Source organism: Pseudomonas sp. GL93 (assembly GCF_003408955.1).
Lineage (GTDB): Bacteria > Pseudomonadota > Gammaproteobacteria > Pseudomonadales > Pseudomonadaceae > Aquipseudomonas > Aquipseudomonas paracarnis.
In genome coordinates, this window is record NZ_NKRF01000060.1 from 1 (window position 1) to 20,410 (window position 20,410).

18 protein-coding genes are annotated in these 20,410 nt (G+C 59.6%); 4 read left to right on the top strand and 14 right to left on the bottom strand.

From position 1 onward, the window contains the following. The 4 genes from CER19_RS10040 to CER19_RS10055 all read right to left on the bottom strand — a co-directional run. A partial coding sequence (locus tag CER19_RS10040; RefSeq protein ID WP_133298325.1) for a helix-turn-helix domain-containing protein occupies positions 1-386 on the bottom strand: 386 nt, incomplete at its 3' end. 47 nt (positions 387-433) lie between these two features. Further along, on the bottom strand, positions 434-1,453 hold the full coding sequence (locus CER19_RS10045; RefSeq protein ID WP_256660410.1) for an MFS transporter: 1,020 nt from the start codon (positions 1,451-1,453) through the stop codon (positions 434-436). 175 nt (positions 1,454-1,628) lie between these two features. Next, entirely contained in the window at positions 1,629-2,336 is a 708-nt protein-coding gene (locus tag CER19_RS10050; protein WP_116666306.1) for a helix-turn-helix transcriptional regulator, read from the bottom strand. An 83-nt stretch (positions 2,337-2,419) separates the two neighbouring features. Further along, positions 2,420-3,502, bottom strand: coding sequence for a pyridoxal phosphate-dependent aminotransferase (locus tag CER19_RS10055; RefSeq protein WP_116666307.1), 1,083 nt, complete (start codon positions 3,500-3,502; stop codon positions 2,420-2,422). Between the two features lie 211 nt (positions 3,503-3,713). Between CER19_RS10055 and CER19_RS10060 the strand changes: the two genes are divergently transcribed. Beyond that, the gene (locus tag CER19_RS10060; RefSeq protein ID WP_003194047.1) at positions 3,714-4,319 is read left to right on the top strand and encodes a helix-turn-helix transcriptional regulator; all 606 of its coding nucleotides are present in this window, start codon (positions 3,714-3,716) and stop codon (positions 4,317-4,319) included. Next, a complete protein-coding gene (locus tag CER19_RS10065; protein ID WP_116666308.1) occupies positions 4,306-5,169 on the top strand; it encodes a queuosine precursor transporter in 864 nt (287 codons plus the stop codon). The genes CER19_RS10060 and CER19_RS10065 overlap by 14 nt, the downstream gene beginning before the upstream one ends. A 107-nt stretch (positions 5,170-5,276) precedes the next feature. Here the strand turns inward: CER19_RS10065 and queC are convergent, their stop codons facing one another. The 8 genes from queC to hmpA form a co-directional block, all read right to left on the bottom strand. Further along, complete coding sequence (gene queC / locus CER19_RS10070) at positions 5,277-5,975, bottom strand: 7-cyano-7-deazaguanine synthase QueC (RefSeq protein ID WP_003194049.1); 699 nt, start codon at positions 5,973-5,975, stop codon at positions 5,277-5,279. Positions 5,976-6,128: 153 nt separating this feature from the next. Next, positions 6,129-7,016 carry a heme o synthase gene (gene cyoE / locus CER19_RS10075; RefSeq protein WP_019817484.1) on the bottom strand — a complete coding sequence of 296 codons (888 nt, stop codon included), beginning with the start codon at positions 7,014-7,016 and terminating at the stop codon, positions 6,129-6,131. Between the two features lie 11 nt (positions 7,017-7,027). Next, positions 7,028-7,363 carry a cytochrome o ubiquinol oxidase subunit IV gene (gene cyoD / locus CER19_RS10080; RefSeq protein ID WP_003194051.1) on the bottom strand — a complete coding sequence of 112 codons (336 nt, stop codon included), beginning with the start codon at positions 7,361-7,363 and terminating at the stop codon, positions 7,028-7,030. Further along, on the bottom strand, positions 7,363-7,989 hold the full coding sequence (locus tag CER19_RS10085) for a cytochrome o ubiquinol oxidase subunit III (protein WP_034133624.1): 627 nt from the start codon (positions 7,987-7,989) through the stop codon (positions 7,363-7,365). Before CER19_RS10085 ends, cyoD begins: the two co-directional genes overlap by 1 nt. 3 nt (positions 7,990-7,992) lie before the next feature. After that, positions 7,993-10,011 carry a cytochrome o ubiquinol oxidase subunit I gene (gene cyoB / locus CER19_RS10090; RefSeq protein WP_005791254.1) on the bottom strand — a complete coding sequence of 673 codons (2,019 nt, stop codon included), beginning with the start codon at positions 10,009-10,011 and terminating at the stop codon, positions 7,993-7,995. 3 nt (positions 10,012-10,014) lie between these two features. Beyond that, complete coding sequence (gene cyoA / locus CER19_RS10095; RefSeq protein WP_116666309.1) at positions 10,015-10,956, bottom strand: ubiquinol oxidase subunit II; 942 nt, start codon at positions 10,954-10,956, stop codon at positions 10,015-10,017. A gap of 794 nt (positions 10,957-11,750) precedes the next feature. Next, complete coding sequence (locus tag CER19_RS10105) at positions 11,751-12,257, bottom strand: disulfide bond formation protein B (RefSeq protein ID WP_003194055.1); 507 nt, start codon at positions 12,255-12,257, stop codon at positions 11,751-11,753. A gap of 236 nt (positions 12,258-12,493) precedes the next feature. Beyond that, complete coding sequence (hmpA, locus tag CER19_RS10110) at positions 12,494-13,675, bottom strand: NO-inducible flavohemoprotein (RefSeq protein WP_116666310.1); 1,182 nt, start codon at positions 13,673-13,675, stop codon at positions 12,494-12,496. Positions 13,676-13,822: 147 nt separating this feature from the next. On the opposite strand from hmpA, the gene norR reads away from it, so the two are divergent. Next, the gene (gene norR / locus CER19_RS10115; protein WP_116666311.1) at positions 13,823-15,370 is read left to right on the top strand and encodes a nitric oxide reductase transcriptional regulator NorR; all 1,548 of its coding nucleotides are present in this window, start codon (positions 13,823-13,825) and stop codon (positions 15,368-15,370) included. Positions 15,371-15,479: 109 nt separating this feature from the next. Here norR and CER19_RS10120 read toward each other — a convergent pair whose 3' ends face one another. Continuing rightward, the gene (locus tag CER19_RS10120; RefSeq protein ID WP_116666312.1) at positions 15,480-16,382 is read right to left on the bottom strand and encodes a DMT family transporter; all 903 of its coding nucleotides are present in this window, start codon (positions 16,380-16,382) and stop codon (positions 15,480-15,482) included. Positions 16,383-16,518: 136 nt separating this feature from the next. Here CER19_RS10120 and CER19_RS10125 point away from each other — a divergent pair, with 136 nt between their 5' ends. Further along, positions 16,519-17,394, top strand: a complete 876-nt coding sequence (locus CER19_RS10125) for a helix-turn-helix domain-containing protein (RefSeq protein ID WP_116666315.1) — start codon at positions 16,519-16,521, stop codon at positions 17,392-17,394. Here the strand turns inward: CER19_RS10125 and CER19_RS10130 are convergent. Further along, complete coding sequence (locus CER19_RS10130) at positions 17,391-19,886, bottom strand: LuxR C-terminal-related transcriptional regulator (RefSeq protein ID WP_116666313.1); 2,496 nt, start codon at positions 19,884-19,886, stop codon at positions 17,391-17,393. The genes CER19_RS10125 and CER19_RS10130 overlap by 4 nt on opposite strands. Between the last annotated feature and the right edge of the window lie 524 nt (positions 19,887-20,410).

A 20,410-nucleotide genomic window follows, 5' to 3' on the forward strand; every position in this document is an offset into this window, starting at 1 on the left:
GGACTTGCTTTGGGTTGCCTGGAAGGTTTGCGGGGCATGCTGGACTCTTTAAGACGATGCGGTTGTAGTGCTTCTGCACCGCCTTCATCGTACAGCTTTCGCCACTGCCTGATACTACTTGGACCACGGATATCAAACCGTATACAGGCCTGTTGGTCCGACAGCCCGTCTTGTTTGATGCACTGCAAAACCTTCAATTTAAACTGGGCATCGTAATGGCTGTACTTGGCAATCAAGCCAGAGGCGCCGTGCTTTTCAAAACCCTTGACCCAGCGACGAAGCAGCGATGGACTCAAGCCATGCTTGAGGGCCACCTCATGAACGCTACTGGCAGACAGACACTCTTCAATCAGTGATTGCTTGAGTGCTAGGTTGTATTTCGTCATGGAACACCCTCCCGAGGGGGTCAGGTGTCCAACATTCGGGGGGCAGTTCAGTTTCGGTCCACGCTGTCGCGGCTGGAAATGCTGCTGACGTAGTGGGTGATCGCGGGGAACACAATCATCTCGCCCAGGCTCCACAACACCGTCGCGAGCATCAACAGCGCGCCGACCTGACCAAAGCCCATCAAGAAGAAGCCGCTGCCTGCCAGCAACAGGCCAATGATCAACGAGCGGCTGCTCGCCAAGTGCGCCATGCGCAGGTTGATCGGTACTTCAAACACAATCACCAGCAACGCATTGATGAAGAAGATGATGCCCACGTAATAGGCCGGCAATTGGGTGTAGTTGATGATGTACGCCGACAGAAAAGTCGGCGGCAATGCGTAAGCCACGTGCACCGGCAGCGCCGCCAACAGGATCACCAGCAGTCGCGAACGCTCATGAGCCGCCACCTTGGGCAAGCCCTCGCCCTTGCCGGCAACAGGCACGCCTTGGGTAGCCGGCCGGGGCCGACCGAACCGCAGGCAGGCGGCGAAGGCCAGCAGGGACAGCACGGCATTGATGTAGAACACCGCGTCGGCATTGCTGAGGAAGATCAAGCTGCCCAGCAATGGCCCGATGGCCATGCCGATGTTGATCGCCAGCCGGTTGCAGGAAAACGCCACTTTGCGCGACTCAAGGCTGCTGTGAGCCACCGTCTCGGAGAACGCGGCCGGTGTGAAGGCTTCGTAACAGGCGCCCCAGAGAAACGACAACAGGAACAGTGCCAGTGGGTTATCCAACGAGGGAATGGCCAGCAGCAACACTGCATTGAACAACAACGAACCGAGAATGACCCGGTTGGCCGAAAAACGCTTGATCACGGCGCCGATGATCAGGTCGGTACACAGGGCGCCCGCACCATATACACCGACCAACAGGCCAGCCGTGCCCGGCGATATCGCGTGTTGATGAATCAGGTACGCCGCGTAAAAAGGAAACGCCAGGGTGCCCATGCGGAACACCAGCGTGATCATGAACAGTGCTTGCAACCGCGTATTCAGGCTGCGCAACGCGTGAAAAGTCCCCATCAGCGCGGCACGCTGGCACAGGTGTGGAGCAAAGCTACAGAGCGGCTCATCCGGATGTCCTTTCGCAATGGCGGCGCCGGTGTGTCCGGCGCCAAACTCCATAGCTGGGCAACCTAATGCAGCACTGTGCGGCGAACAAGCTACCCATTTGGACAGGTAGGCGGTGATTGCGGCCTCAGGCCGGGTGACGGATATAGCCCAATTGCAGGGCCTTGCCGATCGCTGACTTGCCGTTGGTGACCTGCAATTTGCCGAAGATATTCTTCATATGAAACTTGACCGTATGGGAAGTCATCGAGGTCAGGAGCGCCACTTCGTTGTAGGTCTTGCCCAGGCTGACCCAGGACAATACTTCGGTTTCCCGTGGGGTCAGCACCGTCTGTTGAGCGACAGGCGCCGCGTGATTTTCCAGGGCCTCGTCGTACATCGACACCAACAACATCTGCAGTTCACTTTGATGGGCCAGCACCGTTTCGCGAAACTGCTGGTCTTCGCCGAAGCTGCACAGATTGAGGACCGAATAGAAGCCGCGATTGCCATGCACGATAAAACTGGCGCCCTCGCCAACGGGTTTGTAGGGGCCCGGCACCGGTACCGCCTCATCGGCCACGGCCAGCAGTTGTTCATCACTCCAGAAAAACGGTTTGATCCGCGTACGAGTCAATGAACCCAGCTCGCCACGCCGGTAGAAATCGTCGGCCGTGTCGGAAGGCTCCATGGCTTCTGGGTAATTGGACACAATCTGCGCTTGGTCCAACGTGGGCCCACACTGGTAGACCTCGAAGTGTCCCAGGCCACGGCGGCTCAGCTCGGTATCGAGCAAGCGGCGCATATCCTCGGGCAGCATGGGCGATTTTTTATCGGGTTGGCCATTAGGTCGCACGGGTGTCTTCCTTGATCATTCAACCCGGTCGAGCATGAAGCATGCCTGGCTTACCTGTCCAGGCAACGGATGCAAACCCAGGGCTAGACCTGCGCCGCGAACGCCTCGCGAAAGCGTTCCATCTCCTGCTCATTACCCACCGTCACCCGCACCCACTGCGGCCAGTCCTTCCATACCCGCCCAACCAACACATTCTGCGCCGCCAACTGCTCAATCACCTGCTCTGCTGGCCGCTTCACGTCGATCATGAAGCAGTTACTGTGGGAAACGGTGCAGCTAAAGCCCCGGCCCTTGAGCCACGCGATCGTCTCATCGCGCAACCTGGCATTGAGCGCTTTGCGTTGGCCCACCAGTTGCGCATCTTCCAGGCTTGCACGGGCGGCCAGCAAGCTGGCGCCGGCCGGGACGTTGTCGCCGCCAAACACCGCCAACCGCTCCAGCAGCGCCGGGTGGCCGATCGCCAGGCCCAGGCGCGCACCGGCCATGCCGTAGATCTTGGAGAAGGTGCGCAGCACCAGCAGGTCGTCGTGGTCGTTGACCCAACTTACGCAACTGGGGGCGTCGCAGAAGTCGATATAAGCCTCGTCCACCACCAGCACGCTGCCCTTGGGTTTATTCACCAGGGCGTGGCGAATGGCCTCGGTCGAGGTGAGCGTACCGGTCGGGTTGTTGGGGTTGCACAGGTACAGCATGCCGGCCTGTGGGTCCGCCGCGAGCATGGCGGGCACATCGTGGGCATGCTGGGCGTCGAGGTTCACTTCATGCACCGGCGCCTTGATCGATTCGGCCGCCTGGCGCGGTACTTCGTAGGACGGCGTGGCCATCACCAGGCCACGAGTTTGGCTGGCGAACGCCAGCACCGCGTAACGCAGGGCGGCCATCGAGCCGGCAAATACCCCGACGTTTTCTTCGGCGATACCCTGTTGCTCGGCAAACAGCGCGGCCAATGCATACATGTCCGGGTAAGGGTAACGCCCGGAGGCAGCAATCGCGCGCTGCATCGCCTGGCGAGCCGCGCCTGAAGGGCCGTAGGGGCTTTCGTTGTAATTGAGCAGCACCTTGTCAGACTTCGTCGGCGCCGGGCTGGCGAAGGCCCAATTGAGCTGCCCCATCACAGGCAGGGCCGCGCCCAGGGCGAGAAGGGATCGACGACTGACACGCACCATGGTGACTACTCCTTGTAGAGGCGCGAGGGATTCGCGCTGGCCGTTCAGAAGAGTATGACGAGAAAGCCGTTGCCTGATTTACCACCGAGGCGTATCCCTGCACTCAGTACTTTATTGTTGTAGCGGGCGCATGCAACACTTTCACTGCCGCGAACCTTCAAGAACGGGTTCTGCCGGCATGGACTGATGACTAAATGGAAGTGGTGAGCACTTGATACACAGACGGGAAAAAACCGAGCACTTGAAGAGCAACATCAAGTACTTGATCAAGAGTCGTGGCGAAACCCAGCTTTCGTTAAGCAGTGCTGCCGGCCTGACCAGGACCACCATCTACAACATCCTGGAAGGCAAGGTCGTTAACGTACAGCAGTCGACCATTCGCAAGATCTCGGACTTCTTCGGCGTCTCCTACGAAGAAATCGAGACCATCAGTTTTGAGGCCAAGGAAGTCATCGAGAGCAATGTTTCCCCACTGGGTAACAAGAACCCGGCGGCAGTGCCTGTGCTCAAGGAAAGCCTGCTCATGCAGAACCTGGGCAAGCGCATCGGTGAACTGGCCACGCTGCACCCGCTGACGTACTACTTCGGCAGCGCCTGCAATTTGATCGGCGTGCGCCTTGAGCACGGAATTCCGGGCCTCAATGAACCGGGGGACTTGCTGATCGTGCAGAAAGGCTCGTCGAGCGACGATAAAGAAAAGCTGGTGTACGACCGCGCCACCAAGAAGCTGTTCATCACCCTCGAACCCTGTGGGAACTCAGAGCGTTTGTGTGTCATCGGCGACATCCTTGAGGAGCGCTTCAATGACAACGTCTGAGGGCGCCGTTGAAAACAGCAAATACAAGTTGCTGGGCTTTGAAAACGACAAGCGCCTGGCGGTGATCATGGTGATCGCCACGGGCAAGGTCCTCAAGATCAAGCTGAGTGAAGTGCTCAGCAGTGAAATGATGGACAACTTCAACAAGATGGAAATCAAGAACCTGTACAAGAAGTTCTACTCCCAAGGCGGGACACTGACCGCCTACGATATAAACGACCGCAATGAAAACTCCTGGATGATCTACATCATCCTGAACTTGCTGCTGTTCACCTTCTATATCTTCACCAGCATTGCCGCGACCAAACCGATTTACCTGGAGTCGTTGGGCATCATCGTGACACCGGGCACGTTCCTGTACCCACTGACCTTCTTGATCGTGGACTTACTCAACGAGAATTTTGGTTTGCGCCTGGCCAGGCGAGCCATTCTGTTTGCGTTTGCCAGCAACGCGATGATCATCATCCTGCTGTATGGCTCGACGTTCCTGCCGGGGCTGCCGGGCTGGAAGCTGGATGGGCCTTATACCGACGTGATCCTGCAGGTGTCGTCGGTGCTGGTGGCCTCTTCGGTGTCGTTTCTGGTGTCGGAGAATATAAACTCCTACCTGCTGTGCAAGATCAAGGAGCTGACTAACTCCAAGTACCTGTACTTGCGGATATTCCTCAGTACGTTCTTCGCGGTGATTATCGACAGCTTCCTGTTCTGCTTTATTGCCTTCTACGGGGCGATGCAGACCAGCGATATCCTCAGCATGATTTATGTGCAGATCGTGATCAAAGTCGGCTTTGCGTTCTTCAACATCCTGCCTGCCTACGGGGCACGCTCGTTGTTCAAACGCTATCAATAATCTTGTAGGAGCGAGCTTGCTCGCGAAGAACGTCAACGATAACGCAGCGCATCTGATTGAACGCGGCGCTCTCGGGTTCTTCGCGAGCAAGCTCGCTCCTACAAAGGTTATTTCAGCTGCAACTTGTGCTTGAGGCTCTGCATCACATTTGTCTGGTTCTGCAGGTAGTCATTCAAGCCCCGAGCGCGCAGGTTGCACGCGTCACACTCGCCACAGCCGGTACCGATGATGCCGTTGTAGCAAGTCAGCGTCTGCTCGCGCACCAGCTCCAGTTGGCCGTGGTAATCGGCCAGGGCCCAGGTCTCGGCCTTGTTCAGCCACATCAACGGCGTGTCCAGGCGCACGTCGTATTCCATGCCCAGCTTGAGGGCCTGGTTCAGCGCTTTGACAAACTCATCCCGGCAATCGGGGTAGCCAGAGAAGTCGGTTTCGCACACGCCGGTGATGACGGTCTCGGCCTTCACTTGGTAGGCGTAGATCGCAGCCAGGGTCAGGAACAGGATGTTGCGCCCCGGCACAAAGGTGCTCGGCAGGCTTTCGCCCGAGCTGTTCACGGTCGGCACCGGAATGTTGTCGCGCGTCAGGCTGCTGATCGCCAGCTCATTGAGCAGGGACACATCCATCACTTTGTGCACAGTGGCGCCCAACTGCTTGGCCAGCTTCTGGGCCACTTCGATTTCTGCCACATGGCGCTGGCCGTAATCAAAGGTAATGCAGTGCACTTCGTCATACAGCGGCAGGGCCTGGATCAGGCAGGTGGTCGAATCCTGCCCGCCACTGAAGACCATCACGGCTTTTTTACTCATTGCATTGCTTCCTGCATTTGTAGAATTGGGAGGTAGGAGCGAGCTCGCTCGCGAAAAACGTCAACGATAACGCAGCGTATCCGGTTTGGCGCAGCGCTCAATAAAAAACCCCGCGCGACTTTCGAAGGCGGGGCTTTTTTACTGCAAGACCACTCAGTGGGCGTAGGTCAGCAACAGCTCTTTCGGCACTTGGAAATCCAGGGACATCATCACGCTGAGCGCGGTGATGGTGAAGATCGAGAACACGAACAGCTTGCGCGCCCAGACGGTGTCGTCCACCGCCTTGTAGCCGGTCCAGGCCATGTACAACCAGTACATGCCCATGGCGGCGGCGACGGCGAGGTAGCTCATGCCGGCGTAGCCACTGAAGGTCAACATCAAGGTCGCCACGAGGAAGGCCAGGATGTAGAGCAGGATGTGTTTCTTGGCCACCTGAATGCCACGCTTGACCGGCAATACCGGAATCGACGCAGCCAGGTAGTCATTGAAGCGGAAAATCGCGATGGCGTAGGAGTGCGGCATCTGCCACAGGCTGAACATCACCAGCAGCACCAGCGCGGCCATATCGAAGCTATTGGTCACAGCCACATAACCAATCACCGGCGGCATCGCCCCCGACAGACTGCCCACCAGCGTGCCGTGAACCGACTTGCGCTTGAGGTACAGGCTGTAGAGACCGACGTAGATGACAAAGCCAATCACGGCAAACAGCGCCGCCAATGGGTTGGCCACTTTGTACAACAGGGCCACACCGGCAACACCCAGGACGGTCGCGAAGATCAGTGCCAGCTTCAGGGAGATAAGGCCCTGGACCAGCACGCGATTCTTGGTGCGCTCCATCTTGATGTCGATGTCACGGTCGATGCAGTTGTTGAATACGCAACCGGAAGCAACCACCAGGGACGTACCGATCATTGCCGCCAGGAAGATGGCCAGATCGACATGTCCCTTGGAGGCCAGGAAGAAACCGCCCGCCACAGAAAGCACGTTACCGAAAATGATCCCCGGTTTGGTGATTTGGATAAAGTGCTTAAGCGACATCGGGTCTTACCTCACTTCGCCATCATGTAGGTGTGGATGCTGAACATGATCCACAGCGACAGACCAACCAGCAGAACGATCACCAGGCCTGCGAACACAAACGCGATCACGTTCTCGCGCTGCTCTTTGGAGCGGTCCAGGTGCAGGAAGTACACCAGGTGAACCAAAACCTGAATTACCGCGAACGCCAGGACGATCATCAAGGTGATCGACTTCGGCAAGGTTGGGTACATCACCAGGCCGAACGGGATCAGGGTCAGGATGACCGACAGGATGAAGCCGATAGCGTAAGACTTTACGCTGCCGTGGCTCGAATCGTGGCTGTCATGGGAGTGTGCATTAGCCATTACAGAGTCCCCATCAAGTAAACGACGGTGAATACGCAGATCCAGACCACGTCCAGGAAGTGCCAGAACAGGCTCAGGCAGCTCAGGCGAGTCTTGTTGGTGTTGGTCAGGCCGTGCTTATTGACCTGATAGATCATCACCGCCATCCACAGCAAACCTGCGGTTACGTGCAGACCGTGGGTGCCGACCAGCGTGAAGAACGCCGACAGGAAACCGGAACGGTGCGGGCCGTAGCCTTCGGAGATCAGCAGGTGGAACTCGTTGATCTCCATGCCGATGAAGCCCAGGCCGAACAGGAAAGTCAGGCCCAGCCAGGTCAGCACGCCCTTCTTGTTGCCCTTGTAGAAGGCCAACATGGCGAAGCCGTAGGTGATCGAACTGAACAACAGCAAGGCGGTTTCGCCGAGCACGTAAGGCAGTTCGAAGATGTCGTGGCCCGACGGGCCACCCGCTACGTTGTTTACCAGTACCGCGTACACCGCGAAGATCGACGCAAACAAGATGCAGTCGGTCATCAGGTAGAGCCAGAAACCGTAGACGGTTATTGGCCCCGAGTCGTGGTGATGGTCATCGTGCCCATGGTCATCGACATGGGCGTGTCCAGCATTGGTCACTAAGTTCGACATGGTTTAAGCCTGTTCCAACGAGGTTTCTACACGGTTGGCCGGGATCTTCTTCTCGGCTACCAGGCGAGCGTGCTGCTCGGCTTCGATGCGTTCGATCGTTTCGACCGGCACCATGTAGCCTTGATCATCACGGGCAGCGTGAATGATGAAGTAACCGATAGTGCCTACCAGGCTCGCGATTGCCAGCCACCAGATGTGCCAGATCATTGCGAAGCCGAACACGGTCAACAGCGCACCCATCACCACGCCAGTGGCGGTGTTGTTTGGCATGTGGATCGGTTCGTAGTGCTTGGGCTTCTGGTACGCAGTACCGTCTTCCTTGGCTTCGGTGAACGCATCAATGGTGTTCGCAGTAGGGATCACGGCGAAGTTGTAGAACGGTGGTGGCGACGAGGTCGACCATTCCAGGGTGTGGCCGTTCCATGGGTCGCCGGATTCGCACATGTTCTTCTTGCGATCACGCACGCTGACGTACAGCTGGATCAGCTGGCAGGCGATGCCCACAGCGATCATCACCGCACCGAACATGGCAACGTACAGGTACGGTACCCACTCAGGGTTGGTGGTGGCGTTCAGACGACGGGTCATGCCCATGAAGCCCAGTGCATAGAGCGGCATGAACGCGACGAAGAAGCCCGAGATCCAGAACCAGAACGCAGCCTTGCCCCAGCCTTCGTGCAGCTTGAAGCCGAACGCTTTCGGGAAGTAGAAGCTGAAACCAGCGATGTAGCCGAATACCGCACCACCGATGATCACGTTGTGGAAGTGGGCGATCACGAACAGGCTGTTGTGCAGCACGAAGTCAGCACCCGGGATGGCCAGCAGTACGCCGGTCATGCCGCCGATGGCGAAGGTCACCATGAAGCCCAGGGTCCAGAGGACCTGGCTGGTCATGCGCAGACGACCGTGGTAGATGGTGAACAGCCAGTTGAATAGCTTCACCCCCGTCGGGATGGAAATCAGCATCGTCGCCAGGCCGAAGAAGGCGTTGACGCTGGCCCCCGAGCCCATGGTGAAGAAGTGGTGCAGCCACACCATGAAGCCCAGTACGGAGATCGCGCCCGATGCGTAGACCATCGAGTGGTGACCGAACAGGCGCTTGCCGGTAAAGGTCGAGATCACTTCGGAGAAGATACCGAACGCTGGCAGGATCAGGATGTACACCTCAGGGTGACCCCATGCCCAGAACAGGTTCACGTACATCATTGGATTGCCACCAAGTTCATTGGTGAAAATGTGGAAATCCAGGTAACGGTCAAGCGACAGCAGCGCCATGGTAGCGGCCAGGATCGGGAACGAAGCCACGATCAGCACGTTTGCCCAGGTGCAGGTCCAGGTGAAGATCGGCATGTCCATCAGTTTCATGCCAGGGGCGCGCATTTTCAGGACGGTGGCCAGGAAGTTGACCCCCGTCAATGTCGTCCCGAGCCCTGATAACTGTAGCGCCCAGATGTAGTAGTCCACACCCACGCCCGGACTGTATTGCAGCCCCGACAATGGCGGATACGCAACCCAACCGGTCTTGGCGAATTCGCCGACGCCCAGGGAAACGTTGATCAGCACCACGCCGGACACCAGCAGCCAGAAGCTCAGGGAGTTCAGGAACGGGTAGGCAACGTCACGCGCACCGATCTGCAGCGGCAAGGCAAGGTTCATCAAGCCGGTGAAGAAAGGCATCGCCATGAAGATGATCATGATCACACCGTGGGCGGTGAAGATCTGGTCATAGTGTTCAGGTGGCAGGTAGCCAGGCGAACCCTCGGTGGCCATGGCCAACTGGGTACGCATCATGATGGCGTCGGCAAAACCACGCAGCAGCATGACCATGGCAACGATGACGTACATGACGCCGATTTTCTTGTGGTCGACCGAGGTCAACCACTCGGTCCACAGGTAGGACCACTTCTTGAAATAGGTGATACCCGCAACCAGCGCCAAACCACCCAGCGCGATCATGGCGATAGTCACCATTACGATCGGCTCGTGGAATGGGACCGCGTCCCAACTTAATTTACCAAACATCGTTTACTCCTCTGCCCCAGCAGTTGAATGCGCGCCTGTATCAGAACCTTCAACCACGGCCACTTCTTTCTTCTCGTGCTTGACCGGCTTGCCTGGCTTCATACCTTCGTACTTGTCGACGATTTTCTGAAACAGGTCCGGCTCATACGCGGAGTACAAGGCGACAGGGTTGTTCTGGCTTGGTTTGGTCAGAGCGTCGTATTCAGCTTGATCAAGCTGTTTAGGTGCGGCCTTGACTGCAGCTACCCAGGCGTCGAAATCTTCCTGGCTTGTCGAGATCGCTTTGAATTTCATGCCGGTGAAGCCAGCGCCGCTGTAGTTGGCGGAGATGCCTTCCATTTCAGCTTTCTGGTTGGCGATCAGGTGCAGGCGGGTCTGCATGCCTGCCATCGCGTAGATCTGACCGCCCAGTGCAGGGATGAAGAACGAGTTCATCACGGCGTCGGAGGTGATCCGGAAGTTAAGCGGGGTGTGCTCCGGGAAGCGGATCTCGTTGACAGTGGCGATACCCAGGTCCGGGTAGATGAACAGCCACTTCCAATCCAGCGCGACCACTTGGATGTTCACAGGCTTGACGTCGGACTCCAGCGGACGGTACGGGTCCAGCGCGTGGGTCGACTTATAGGTGATGTAACCCAGGGCGATGATGATGAGGATCGGAACCAGCCACACCGCGATCTCGATCTTGGTGGAGTGCGACCACTTCGGCGCGTAGGTAGCGCTGGTGTTGGACGCGCGGTATTTCCAGGCGAAGGCGAAGGTCATCACGATCACAGGCACCACAACCAACAGCATCAGCAGGGTAGCGGTGATGATCAGGTTTCGTTCATCCAGACCGACCTGTCCTTTTGGGTCGAGCAAGGTCCACTTGCAGCCTCCCAGCATTAAAAACATGCCAAGCAGCGGCAAAAAGCCTAGTAATCGGGGGTACCTGTTTTTACTCATCTCACGACCTCTAAAGCAGCTTGCGCAATGCAGTTGGGTTTTGATCGCCAACACTTCACCCTGCCAAGGGTTGGCATTTCTCTTCGATTGAATAAGAGCCTGCCCGACACGTCATGACTGTACGTTTCACGGACCTGCAGTGAGTTCTTATTCGATTTCGTGGCTAAAGGCCTTGTTACAGACCAATTCCATTTGGTGCGGATAGTTGAAAGGCTGCCGGAACCTGGGGTCGCATTGAGCCTTCCATCTGCTCCTCGACCGCTCCAATGCTCAAATATTGAACAGCACCGGACATTCAGTGCGGGCGATTGTAGTTAGCTAGCGATGTATAAACCATGTCTTATAAAGAAATAATTTTTATCGATTCCAGCAACAATCCTTCACCAATCTTGCAAAGATTCGCGATCTTATCGTGTTCGATTCTCAACAAAAACCACAAAAATTACCGTGTTATTGGGCACAGTGCCACTTCCCTTACGGCTTGTAAGGGCATGCGCAAGCCGTCCAAGTCCCCATAAAACAAGGCATTCACAGATGCTGCAAGGGTTCGGCCCGCACACGAATCGGGCCGCCGCGCGAACCACGAACTGACAGCACAATTTGTGCGCTGGGTGCAAATTTAAGGGCTGATTTGGTGGGTCAGAAACGTCCTGCGACAGCGTCCGTGTGACAACATGTCGCACGCTGCGCGCACCTTCCGTTGCCCCTCGTCACGGTGCTTTCACAAATCCCTACAAACAAAAACGCTCCGGCCTTCGTTCAGAAGGAACGGAGCGTTTGGCAGCCGCGGCGACTCAGGCTTTGGGGTGACGGTTGCGATAGATGCACAGGGGCACCAGGATCGCCGTCAGCACGAATGCCACCAGCGCCCATTGGGCCAGGGACAGGCCGAGGATCGGCGGGTAGGGAGTGCTGCAAAAGCCGTCGACCTGGAAGCCCAGGGGAAACACCTTGGCCAGGGGCAGGTCGTCGACAATCGGCTGCAACACATCAATGCCGCAACTGACCTGGGGGAAGAACTGGGTATACACATGGTGGCCGGCAGCGGCCACGCCACCCAAGGCGCTGAGCACCACCAACCCTTCGAAGAACGTCAGCGCGCCCTTGGTGCGCATGGCCGCGCCGATGAACGCGAAGAGCGCAATCAGCAGCAAGGCGTAGCGTTGCAGAATGCACAGCGGGCACGGAGCTTCACCCAGCACCACTTGCATATACAGCGCCCCGCCAATCAGCGCCAGGCAGATGATGCCCAGCAACACCAGAAAGCGCCGCTCCCTGCCTAAACGCATGTCGTCAATCATCCCCGTCTTTCCCTTTCTTTGATTATGGTTGTGCCTGATGGCAACAAGTTTACACACAGGCAGTGGTTAAAACAGAGAGGGGTTAACAGCGGATTAATCGGGAGCAATAGAGGGCCAAATGTGGGAGCGGGCTTGCTCGCGAAGGCGGAGCATCAGAGACATATGTATTGACTGACACACCGCTTTCGCGAGCAAGCCCGCTCCCACATTTTGGACAGCGTTGTTGCTAGGGGGGATTATTCCAGCGCCGCTGCCGGGCCAAAGAACTCATAGCGCGCCTGCTTCTCCGGCACACCCAGCGCCTTGAGATGACGTTTGATCGCCGCCATGAAGCCCTTGGGCCCCAGGAAGTAGGCATCAATGTCGCGCTGCTCAGGCAGCCAGGCCGCCAATTGCTCCTGGTTGAGCATGCCGACCTTATCTGCCGCCGGGCTGACACCGTCATCCTCGGCATAGCAGTAGAAACGCTTGAGCTGCGGATGCTTGGCAGCCAGTGTGTCCACCCAGTCACGGAATGCATGCACCCCGCCGTTACGGGCGCAATGGATGAAGTGCACCGGGCGCTGGGTCGCCAGGGCGGCTTCGAGCATCGGCAATGTGGGCGTAATGCCTACCCCGCCGCTGATCAGCACCAGCGGTTTATCACTGGCGGCCAGGGTGAACTCGCCCGACGGCGGAAACAGGTCAATGGTCGCGCCGACGTGCATCTGGTCGTGCAGGTAATTGGAGACCCGCCCACCCGCTTCGCGCTTGACGCTGATGCGGTACAGGCCAGTGTCGGTGAGGGCCGACAGGGAATAGTTGCGACGTACTTCTTCGCCATCGAGCACGAGCTTCAGGCCGATGTACTGGCCGGGTGCCGCAGCCAGGATCGGGCCGTTGTCCACCGGCGCGAAGTAGAAGGAGATGATCTCGTCGCTCTCCTCCACGCGTTTGACCAACAGGAACGGCCGCGCACCCCGCCAGCCGCCGGGCGCCTGGGCTTTTTCGTCGTAGATGGCCGCTTCGGCGCCGATCAAAATGTCCGCCAACTGGCCGTAGGCCGCGCCCCAGGCACTCATGACCTCGGGGGTGGCAATCTCGCTGCCCAGCACTTCAGAAATAGCCCGCAGCAGGCAGGCCCCAACGATGGGGTAATGCTCCGGCAGAATCTGCAAGGCCACGTGCTTGTTGATGATCCTAGCCACCAAGTCGCCCAGTTGGTCCAACTGGTCGATATGCCGCGCGTACATCAGCACGCCATTGGCCAGGGCGCGAGGCTGGTCACCACTGGCCTGGTGGGCCTGGTTGAACAGCGGGCGGACTTCGGGATACTCGGACAGCATCATGCGATAAAAGTGGGTGATCAGCGCTTCGCCGCCGCTTTCCAGCAGGGGCACAGTAGATTTGACGATTGCACGGTCTTGGGCACTAAGCATGGGAGACTCCTGGGTCTTCTTACTGATTGCCTTTAGATAGTCAGTAATCGTGCCAACTTATAAATCCTTTATTTTCAATGGCTTAAATATTATGTAGTCAATATGACCTCCTACACCTTATAGTCATAAGGACTACAAGGAGTCATTATGACTGCACAACCCCTGCTCACCACCTTGCTGCCACTGGTCGCCGACCTGTCCCGGGACTTGCCCGAAGGCGAGCGCTACCGACGCCTGCTGCAAGCCATGCGCGCCCTGCTGCCCTGCGACGCCGCCGCATTGTTACGCCTGGATGGCGAGTGGTTGGTGCCGTTGGCCGTGGACGGCTTGAGCGCCGATACCTTGGGTCGACGCTTCAAGGTCAGCGAACATCCGCGCTTCGAGATCCTGCTGAGCAGCCCCGGCCCTACCCGCTTCGACAGTGACAGCGAACTGCCCGACCCCTATGACGGCCTGGTCGCCGGCTTGCACGGCCATCTGGAAGTCCACGACTGCATGGGCTGCCCGCTCTTTATCGACGACCAGCCCTGGGGCCTGCTGACCCTGGACGCCCTCGATACCGAGCGCTTTGAACGGGTCGAACTGGACGCCCTGCAAGCCTTCGCCAGCCTCGCCGCGGTCACCGTCAACGTGGCTGAGCGCATCGAGCGCCTGGCGCTGCGGGCCGAAGACGAGCACCAGCGCGCCGAAATCTATCGCCAGGCCAGCGGCCAGCAGCACAAAGAAATGATCGGCCAGAGCAAAGCGCACAAGCGTCTGGTCGAGGAAATCAAGCTGGTCGGCGGCAGCGACCTGACCGTGCTGATTACCGGCGAAACCGGGGTCGGCAAGGAACTGGTGGCCCAGGCGATCCACGCCGCCTCCTCCCGCGCCGACAAACCACTGATCAGCCTCAACTGCGCCGCCCTGCCCGAGACCTTGGTAGAAAGCGAACTGTTCGGGCATGTGCGCGGCGCCTTTACCGGCGCGTTGAACGAGCGCCGGGGCAAGTTCGAACTGGCCAATGGCGGCACCTTGTTCCTGGATGAAGTGGGTGAGTTGTCGTTGAGCGTGCAGGCCAAGTTGCTGCGCGTGCTGCAAAGCGGCCAGTTGCAGCGCCTGGGGTCGGACAAGGAGCACCAGGTAGACGTGCGCCTGATTGCCGCCACCAACCGCGACCTTGCCGAAGAAGTGCGCAATGGCCGCTACCGCGCTGACTTCTACCACCGTTTGAGTGTCTATCCGCTGCAAGTGCCGGCGCTGCGCGAGCGCGGGCGTGATGTGCTGCTATTGGCAGGCTTCTTCCTTGAACAGAACCGTTCGCGCATGGGCCTGGGCAGCCTGCGCCTGACTGGCGACGCCCAGGCGGCACTGCTTGCCTACAACTGGCCCGGCAATGTGCGCGAACTGGAGCACTTGATCGGACGCAGCGCGTTGAAAGCCCTGGGCAACTGCCGCGAGCGCCCGAAAATTCTCAGCCTGAGCGCCCTGGACCTGGACTTGCCCGCCGTGAGTACGGCGGTGGCCGAACAAGCACCGGCCCAAGCCCTGCCCATGGTCAGCGGCGATCTGCGCCAGGCCACCGAGCATTACCAGCGCCAACTCATCAGCGCCTGCCTGGAACGCCATCAGCACAACTGGGCCAGCGCCGCCCGCGAACTGGGCCTGGACCGCGCCAACCTGGGGCGCATGGCCAAGCGGCTAGGGCTCAAATAAAGCAGGCACCTCAGTCAAATGTGGGAGCTGGCTTGCCTGCGAAAGCGGTGGGTCAGTTAAAGATACATTGACTGGCACACCGCCTTCGCGGGCAATCCAGCTCTCACATTCAGGCTTGGCTAGCCTTCAGGCCCGGCACGCTGGCCCGGGGCTTACGAAACACCAGCACATTCCCCAGCATCACCAGCACCAGCCCCATCAACGCCGGCGCCGTCCACTGGTAACCCTCGGCCACTGCCGAGACGTTCAGCGCCACCACCGGAAACAGCACGGTGCAATACGCCGCTTTCTCCGGGCCCATGCGGCCCACCAGGGTGAGGTAAGCGGTAAAACCAATCACCGAGCCCGGGATTACCAGGTACCACAGCGCGCCGATATACCGCGCACTCCAGTCCATCTCGAAGGGAATACCACGCACTGCGCAATAGGTCGCCAGCATCGCCGCCCCATAGGCCATGCCCCAGGCATTGGTGGTCAGCGGCTTGAGCCCGGCCTTCTGCTGCAGGCTCGATAGCAGGTTGCCCGCCGAGAAGCACAGGGTGCCCAGCAGCGCCAAGCCCAGGCCCAACAAGGTTTGCGGGCTGGCGGTATGCCCAACCAGCTCCGGCCAGAATAAAAAGCCCAGCCCCAGCAGCCCAAGGGCCCCGCCCATCAGCACGTTACGCGCCACCCGCTGGCCGAAAAACACCCGGGCATTGAGGGCGTTCCACAAGGTCGCCGTGGAGAACACCACCGCCACCAGGCCACTGGGGATCCATTGGCTGGCGGTGAGAAAGCACATGAAGTTGACGCAGAACAGGCACAGCCCCTGCGCCAGGCAGATCAGGTGCCCGCGCCGATTCATCACCTGCAACTTGCGGCTGAGCAGCAACAGCACGAACAGCACCAGGGCGGCCAAGCCGAAGCGATAGACAATCGACACCGCAATCGCCACCACGCCCAACTGCCATTTGAGGGCGATCCAAGTGGTGCCCCAGATGAGCACCGTGAGTAGATACAGGAAAAGATTCATAACCGGCTCCGTCGATTGAGCCACAGTGTGGCCTTCAACCCCTTGCAGGCTCTTGCACATTCTTGCGCTTTTGTCGGGCGATGGGCTCACAGCGCCAGCCGTGGAGCGTAGGATGCAGGGTGTCGGAGAACACACCATGCCAGAGCTGCAATCGCTGCACGTCTTTCAATCTCTCAACCGCTCGCCCCACGCACGCCTGCAAGCCTGCGCCGAGCTCGGTGACGGGTTGGCTGCGGCCGTGTGGAGCAACCACCATGACGCCCAGGATTACCAGGCCCCCAGCCATCACACCTTGTCCTGCTACATCGGCGGTGGCACGGGCACCTTTCGGCGTGACCAGCCGGATATCAAGGGCGGCCCAGACAAACTGTGCATCCTGCCGGCCGAGCATCAGTCGGCCTGGGTGATCAATGGCGATATTCGCCTGGCCCACCTGTATTTCAGCCCGGAACAGTTTGCCCTCGGCTGCGTCACCCTGCTGGACCGTGAGCCACGGCAGCTGCACTTGCGTGAGGGCACCTTCCTTGAAGACCCATTCCAGGCCCGGCGTTTTCACCAGTTGGTCAGCCTCAACTGGCACGAGCCCGGCGAGCGCCTGCTGACCAGCAGCCTGGCCCACGAACTGCTCAGCCATACCTTGCTCAGCCAGGTCAGCGCCCGCGAAGGCCTGCGCTTGAAAGGCGGGTTGGCCGCGCACCAACGGCGGCGGTTGGTGGAGTACATCGACCAACATATGGAAGACGCCATCAGCCTCGGCCAGTTGGCCGCCATGTGCGCCCTGTCCGAATACCATTTCGCCCGAATGTTCCGCCAAAGCTTTGGTGTGCCGCCCCATCAATACCTGCTGGCACGGCGTCTGGCGCGAGCGAAAAACCTGCTGCGCAGCAGCGCGTTACCGATCAATGAGCTGGCTATGCTGTGCGGTTTTTCCAGCGCCAGCCATTTCAACCAGCGCTTTCGCCACGCCATGGGCGCCACGCCGAGCCAATACCGCCAGGCATTCTGCGCCTAGACCATCAAGCCCAACGTCTTCGCCTTGGCCACCGCCTGGGTGCGTCGCTCTACCCCAAGTTTGCTGTGGATACGCCGCGCATGCGTCTTGACGGTGTGCAGGGAGATATACAGGCGATCAGCGATTTCCAGGTTGGAGTTGCCCTGGGCGATCAGTTGCAGCACCTCCAGCTCACGCTGGCTCAGCGGGTTCTGCGCCGCCCCGGCAGGCGCGGCCTGGGGCTCCAGGCCCAGCTCACTCAAAAGTCCCGGGGCGCGTAAACGCAACTCGCGGACCGCCTGCTGCACCTGGCAACGCTCTGCCAGCGCCAAGCCAGCTTGCAGCGACCGGCGGGCCAACGCCGGGTCGCCGAGTTGCCAGGTCACTTCACCCAGCACCAGGTGCAATTCGGTTTCCAGGCAGAGCATGCCGCGTTGCCGTGAGGTGGCGAGCAAGGCATTGAGCCGTGCGATGGGTTGCTCGGCACAGCCCAGCTTGACCTCGGCCAGCACCAGCAAATATTCCAGGCGCGGGATCAGTTCCAAGGTGGCCGGCGGTGCCTGCTTGGCGCAAGGCCCGCGAAAGTGGCGCAATACCCGGCGCACGGCTTGCACCGTCAATTCGGCGCGACCTTGCTGCAACCAGAAGTGCCCACTGACCAACAGCAGTACCGCGCGGTACACCGTGTCGGGTACCTGACGCTGCTGCATCAGGCGCTCGGCGTCGCGCAATTGGATGAAGGCCTGGGCGTAGTCGCCACGATTGGCCGCCAATAGCGCCAGGCCCAGAAAGCCGTACAACACGCGCTTGTCCTGGCTCTGCAGGCACATGCTCAAGCCGGCCTCGAAACATTCGGCTGCCAGGCCGTCCTGGCCCTGACGCAAGGCCAGATGCCCGCGCCGCAGGACAATACGCCCCACCAACGGCCCGGCGGTGAGGCGCTGCCCGGCCAACATCGCTTGCACCGTTTCCAACAGGCTTTGCGCCCGGTACGGCGCGCCACGCTGCTCCAGCAATTGGGCGTGGTCCAACTCCAGCAGGGCCTCCAATACCAGCGAACCGTGGGCCCGGGCCAGGCACAGCGCTTCACGGTTCAAGCGTTGGGCGGCCTCCAACTCACCGCGTAGCAAGGCTTGCTGGGTCAGGCCCGACAGGCACATCAGGCGCGATGTCCAGGCGCTGTCGGGCAACGCTTGCAGGGCTTCGAGAAAGTGCTCGCGGGAGCGTTCGGCGTCGCCGCTCAAATGCAGCAACCAGCCCCACTGCGCCTGCCAGCGCGCCAGCAGATAGCGCTGCGCGGCGGCCGTCGGTTGCGGGGCAAACCGGGCCAGTTGGTCGATGCACAAGGCCGCCTGTTCGAAGCGCCCAGCAAACAACAACGCGGCCGTGAGCAGCCCCACCAGTTGCGCCGACCCCAACATCAATTCATCGCCCTGCTGTTCCTGCAGGCGCAACAGCAGCACGGCATTCTGCTGGCGAAACAAATCCTCGAAACTGAAGTGCTGCAACAGGCTCACCGCCACTTCATATTCCTGCGCCAGCAACGCCTGCTCGAAGGCGGCTTGCCAGTCGCGCTCGGCGCTGAACCATTGGCAGGCGCGGCGATGCCACGAGCGCTTGGCCGGCCAGGGCTCGTCGCGCAGCAGTCGCGCCAACGGTGGAAACACGTGCAGCCAGTCGCTGGTAGTTTCCCAGGGCTGGATAAACGCCCCGAGCGCCTGCAGCTCGCGCAGGTACTGATCGCCGTCACCCTGACCGAACAAGTGCTCGCACAGGCTCAGGTTAAAGCGCGGCAGATGAGCCAGTACACGCCAGGCTTCGGCCAGTGGCGCCGGCAAGGTGCTGAAGAGTTCGTGTTGCAGGTAATCCAGCAAGGTCTTGTCGGGGTGGTTATCGCCCAGCGCGGCGAGGCGCACACCAGCACACCAACCGCCGCTGAACTGCAGCACCCTGTCAACGTTCTGCCCTGGGGCGAGCAGCGCCTGGACCTCCGTAGCGTTGAATGACAACTCACTGCACTCCAGCCATTCATCCTCCAGCAAAAGACGCGGCCAGTTGCACACCGGGCGCCGCCGCGCACCCAGCCACCACGTCAGTTGCGCACTGCTGGCGCTGAGCAGACGATCAAGCAACGCGTCCAGCTCGGGGACCGGCAGGCGGCAGAAATCATCCAGAAACAGCCAAGTGCGGCTCGGCCAGCGACTGAGGTCGAGCAGCAAGGTAGCTTCATCGACAAACACCAGGCCCAGCTGTTGCGCCAGCCGTGTGCACAACTCCAACGGGCTGAGCGTGAGGCCATGGAGCGGCATCCAACAAACCAGGCACCCCGCCGGCGCCTGTAACGCACACTCGGCGAGCAACGCGCTCTTGCCACTGCCAGCGGGCGCGCACAGCAACTTCACACGCGCCTGCGCCGCGAGCAAAGGCCCGGACAAGCGCGGACGCAACAGGTGGTGGGCGGACAGCCGCGGCATGCATCCAGGACGGTCCAGGCAGCGGGTCATGGCGGTCATTGCTGCATCCTGCTGTTTTTATTGTTGCGTCACCCTAGACCTGTGGTTGGCGGTTGTTGAAGAAGTATTCAGCAGGGTGATTGAAGACCATAAAAACCAAGGTATACGCCCTTCAGTGTGGGAGCTGGCTTGCCTGCGATGGCCATAGGTATCTACACATTTTTGTAGGTTGTAGCAGCCGACGGTAACCACGATGCGAAGCGAGCCGCTCTTGATCTGCTTTTGATCTTGATCTCAGGCGCCCCGTTAAACCACGCTGGCCGGAATTCGACAGTGATTTGGGGGGTAAACCGGCAGGGATGCCGTTTTAGCCGCCCCGCGCCATGGATGGCGCGTGGCGGCGGCCCCCCAAATCACTGGCGGATTACGGGCACACCGAGCCTAGGCGAGGTGCCGAGTGGTGGGGCAAGAGCGCTTTGCTTACTTCCCCCGGTGTCAGGATAGTTGTCGCCTCTCCTGATTTACCCCCAAAGAGCATACCGAGGGCGGAAAGAGGCAGGTTGTGACGTACTATTCACCCGAAC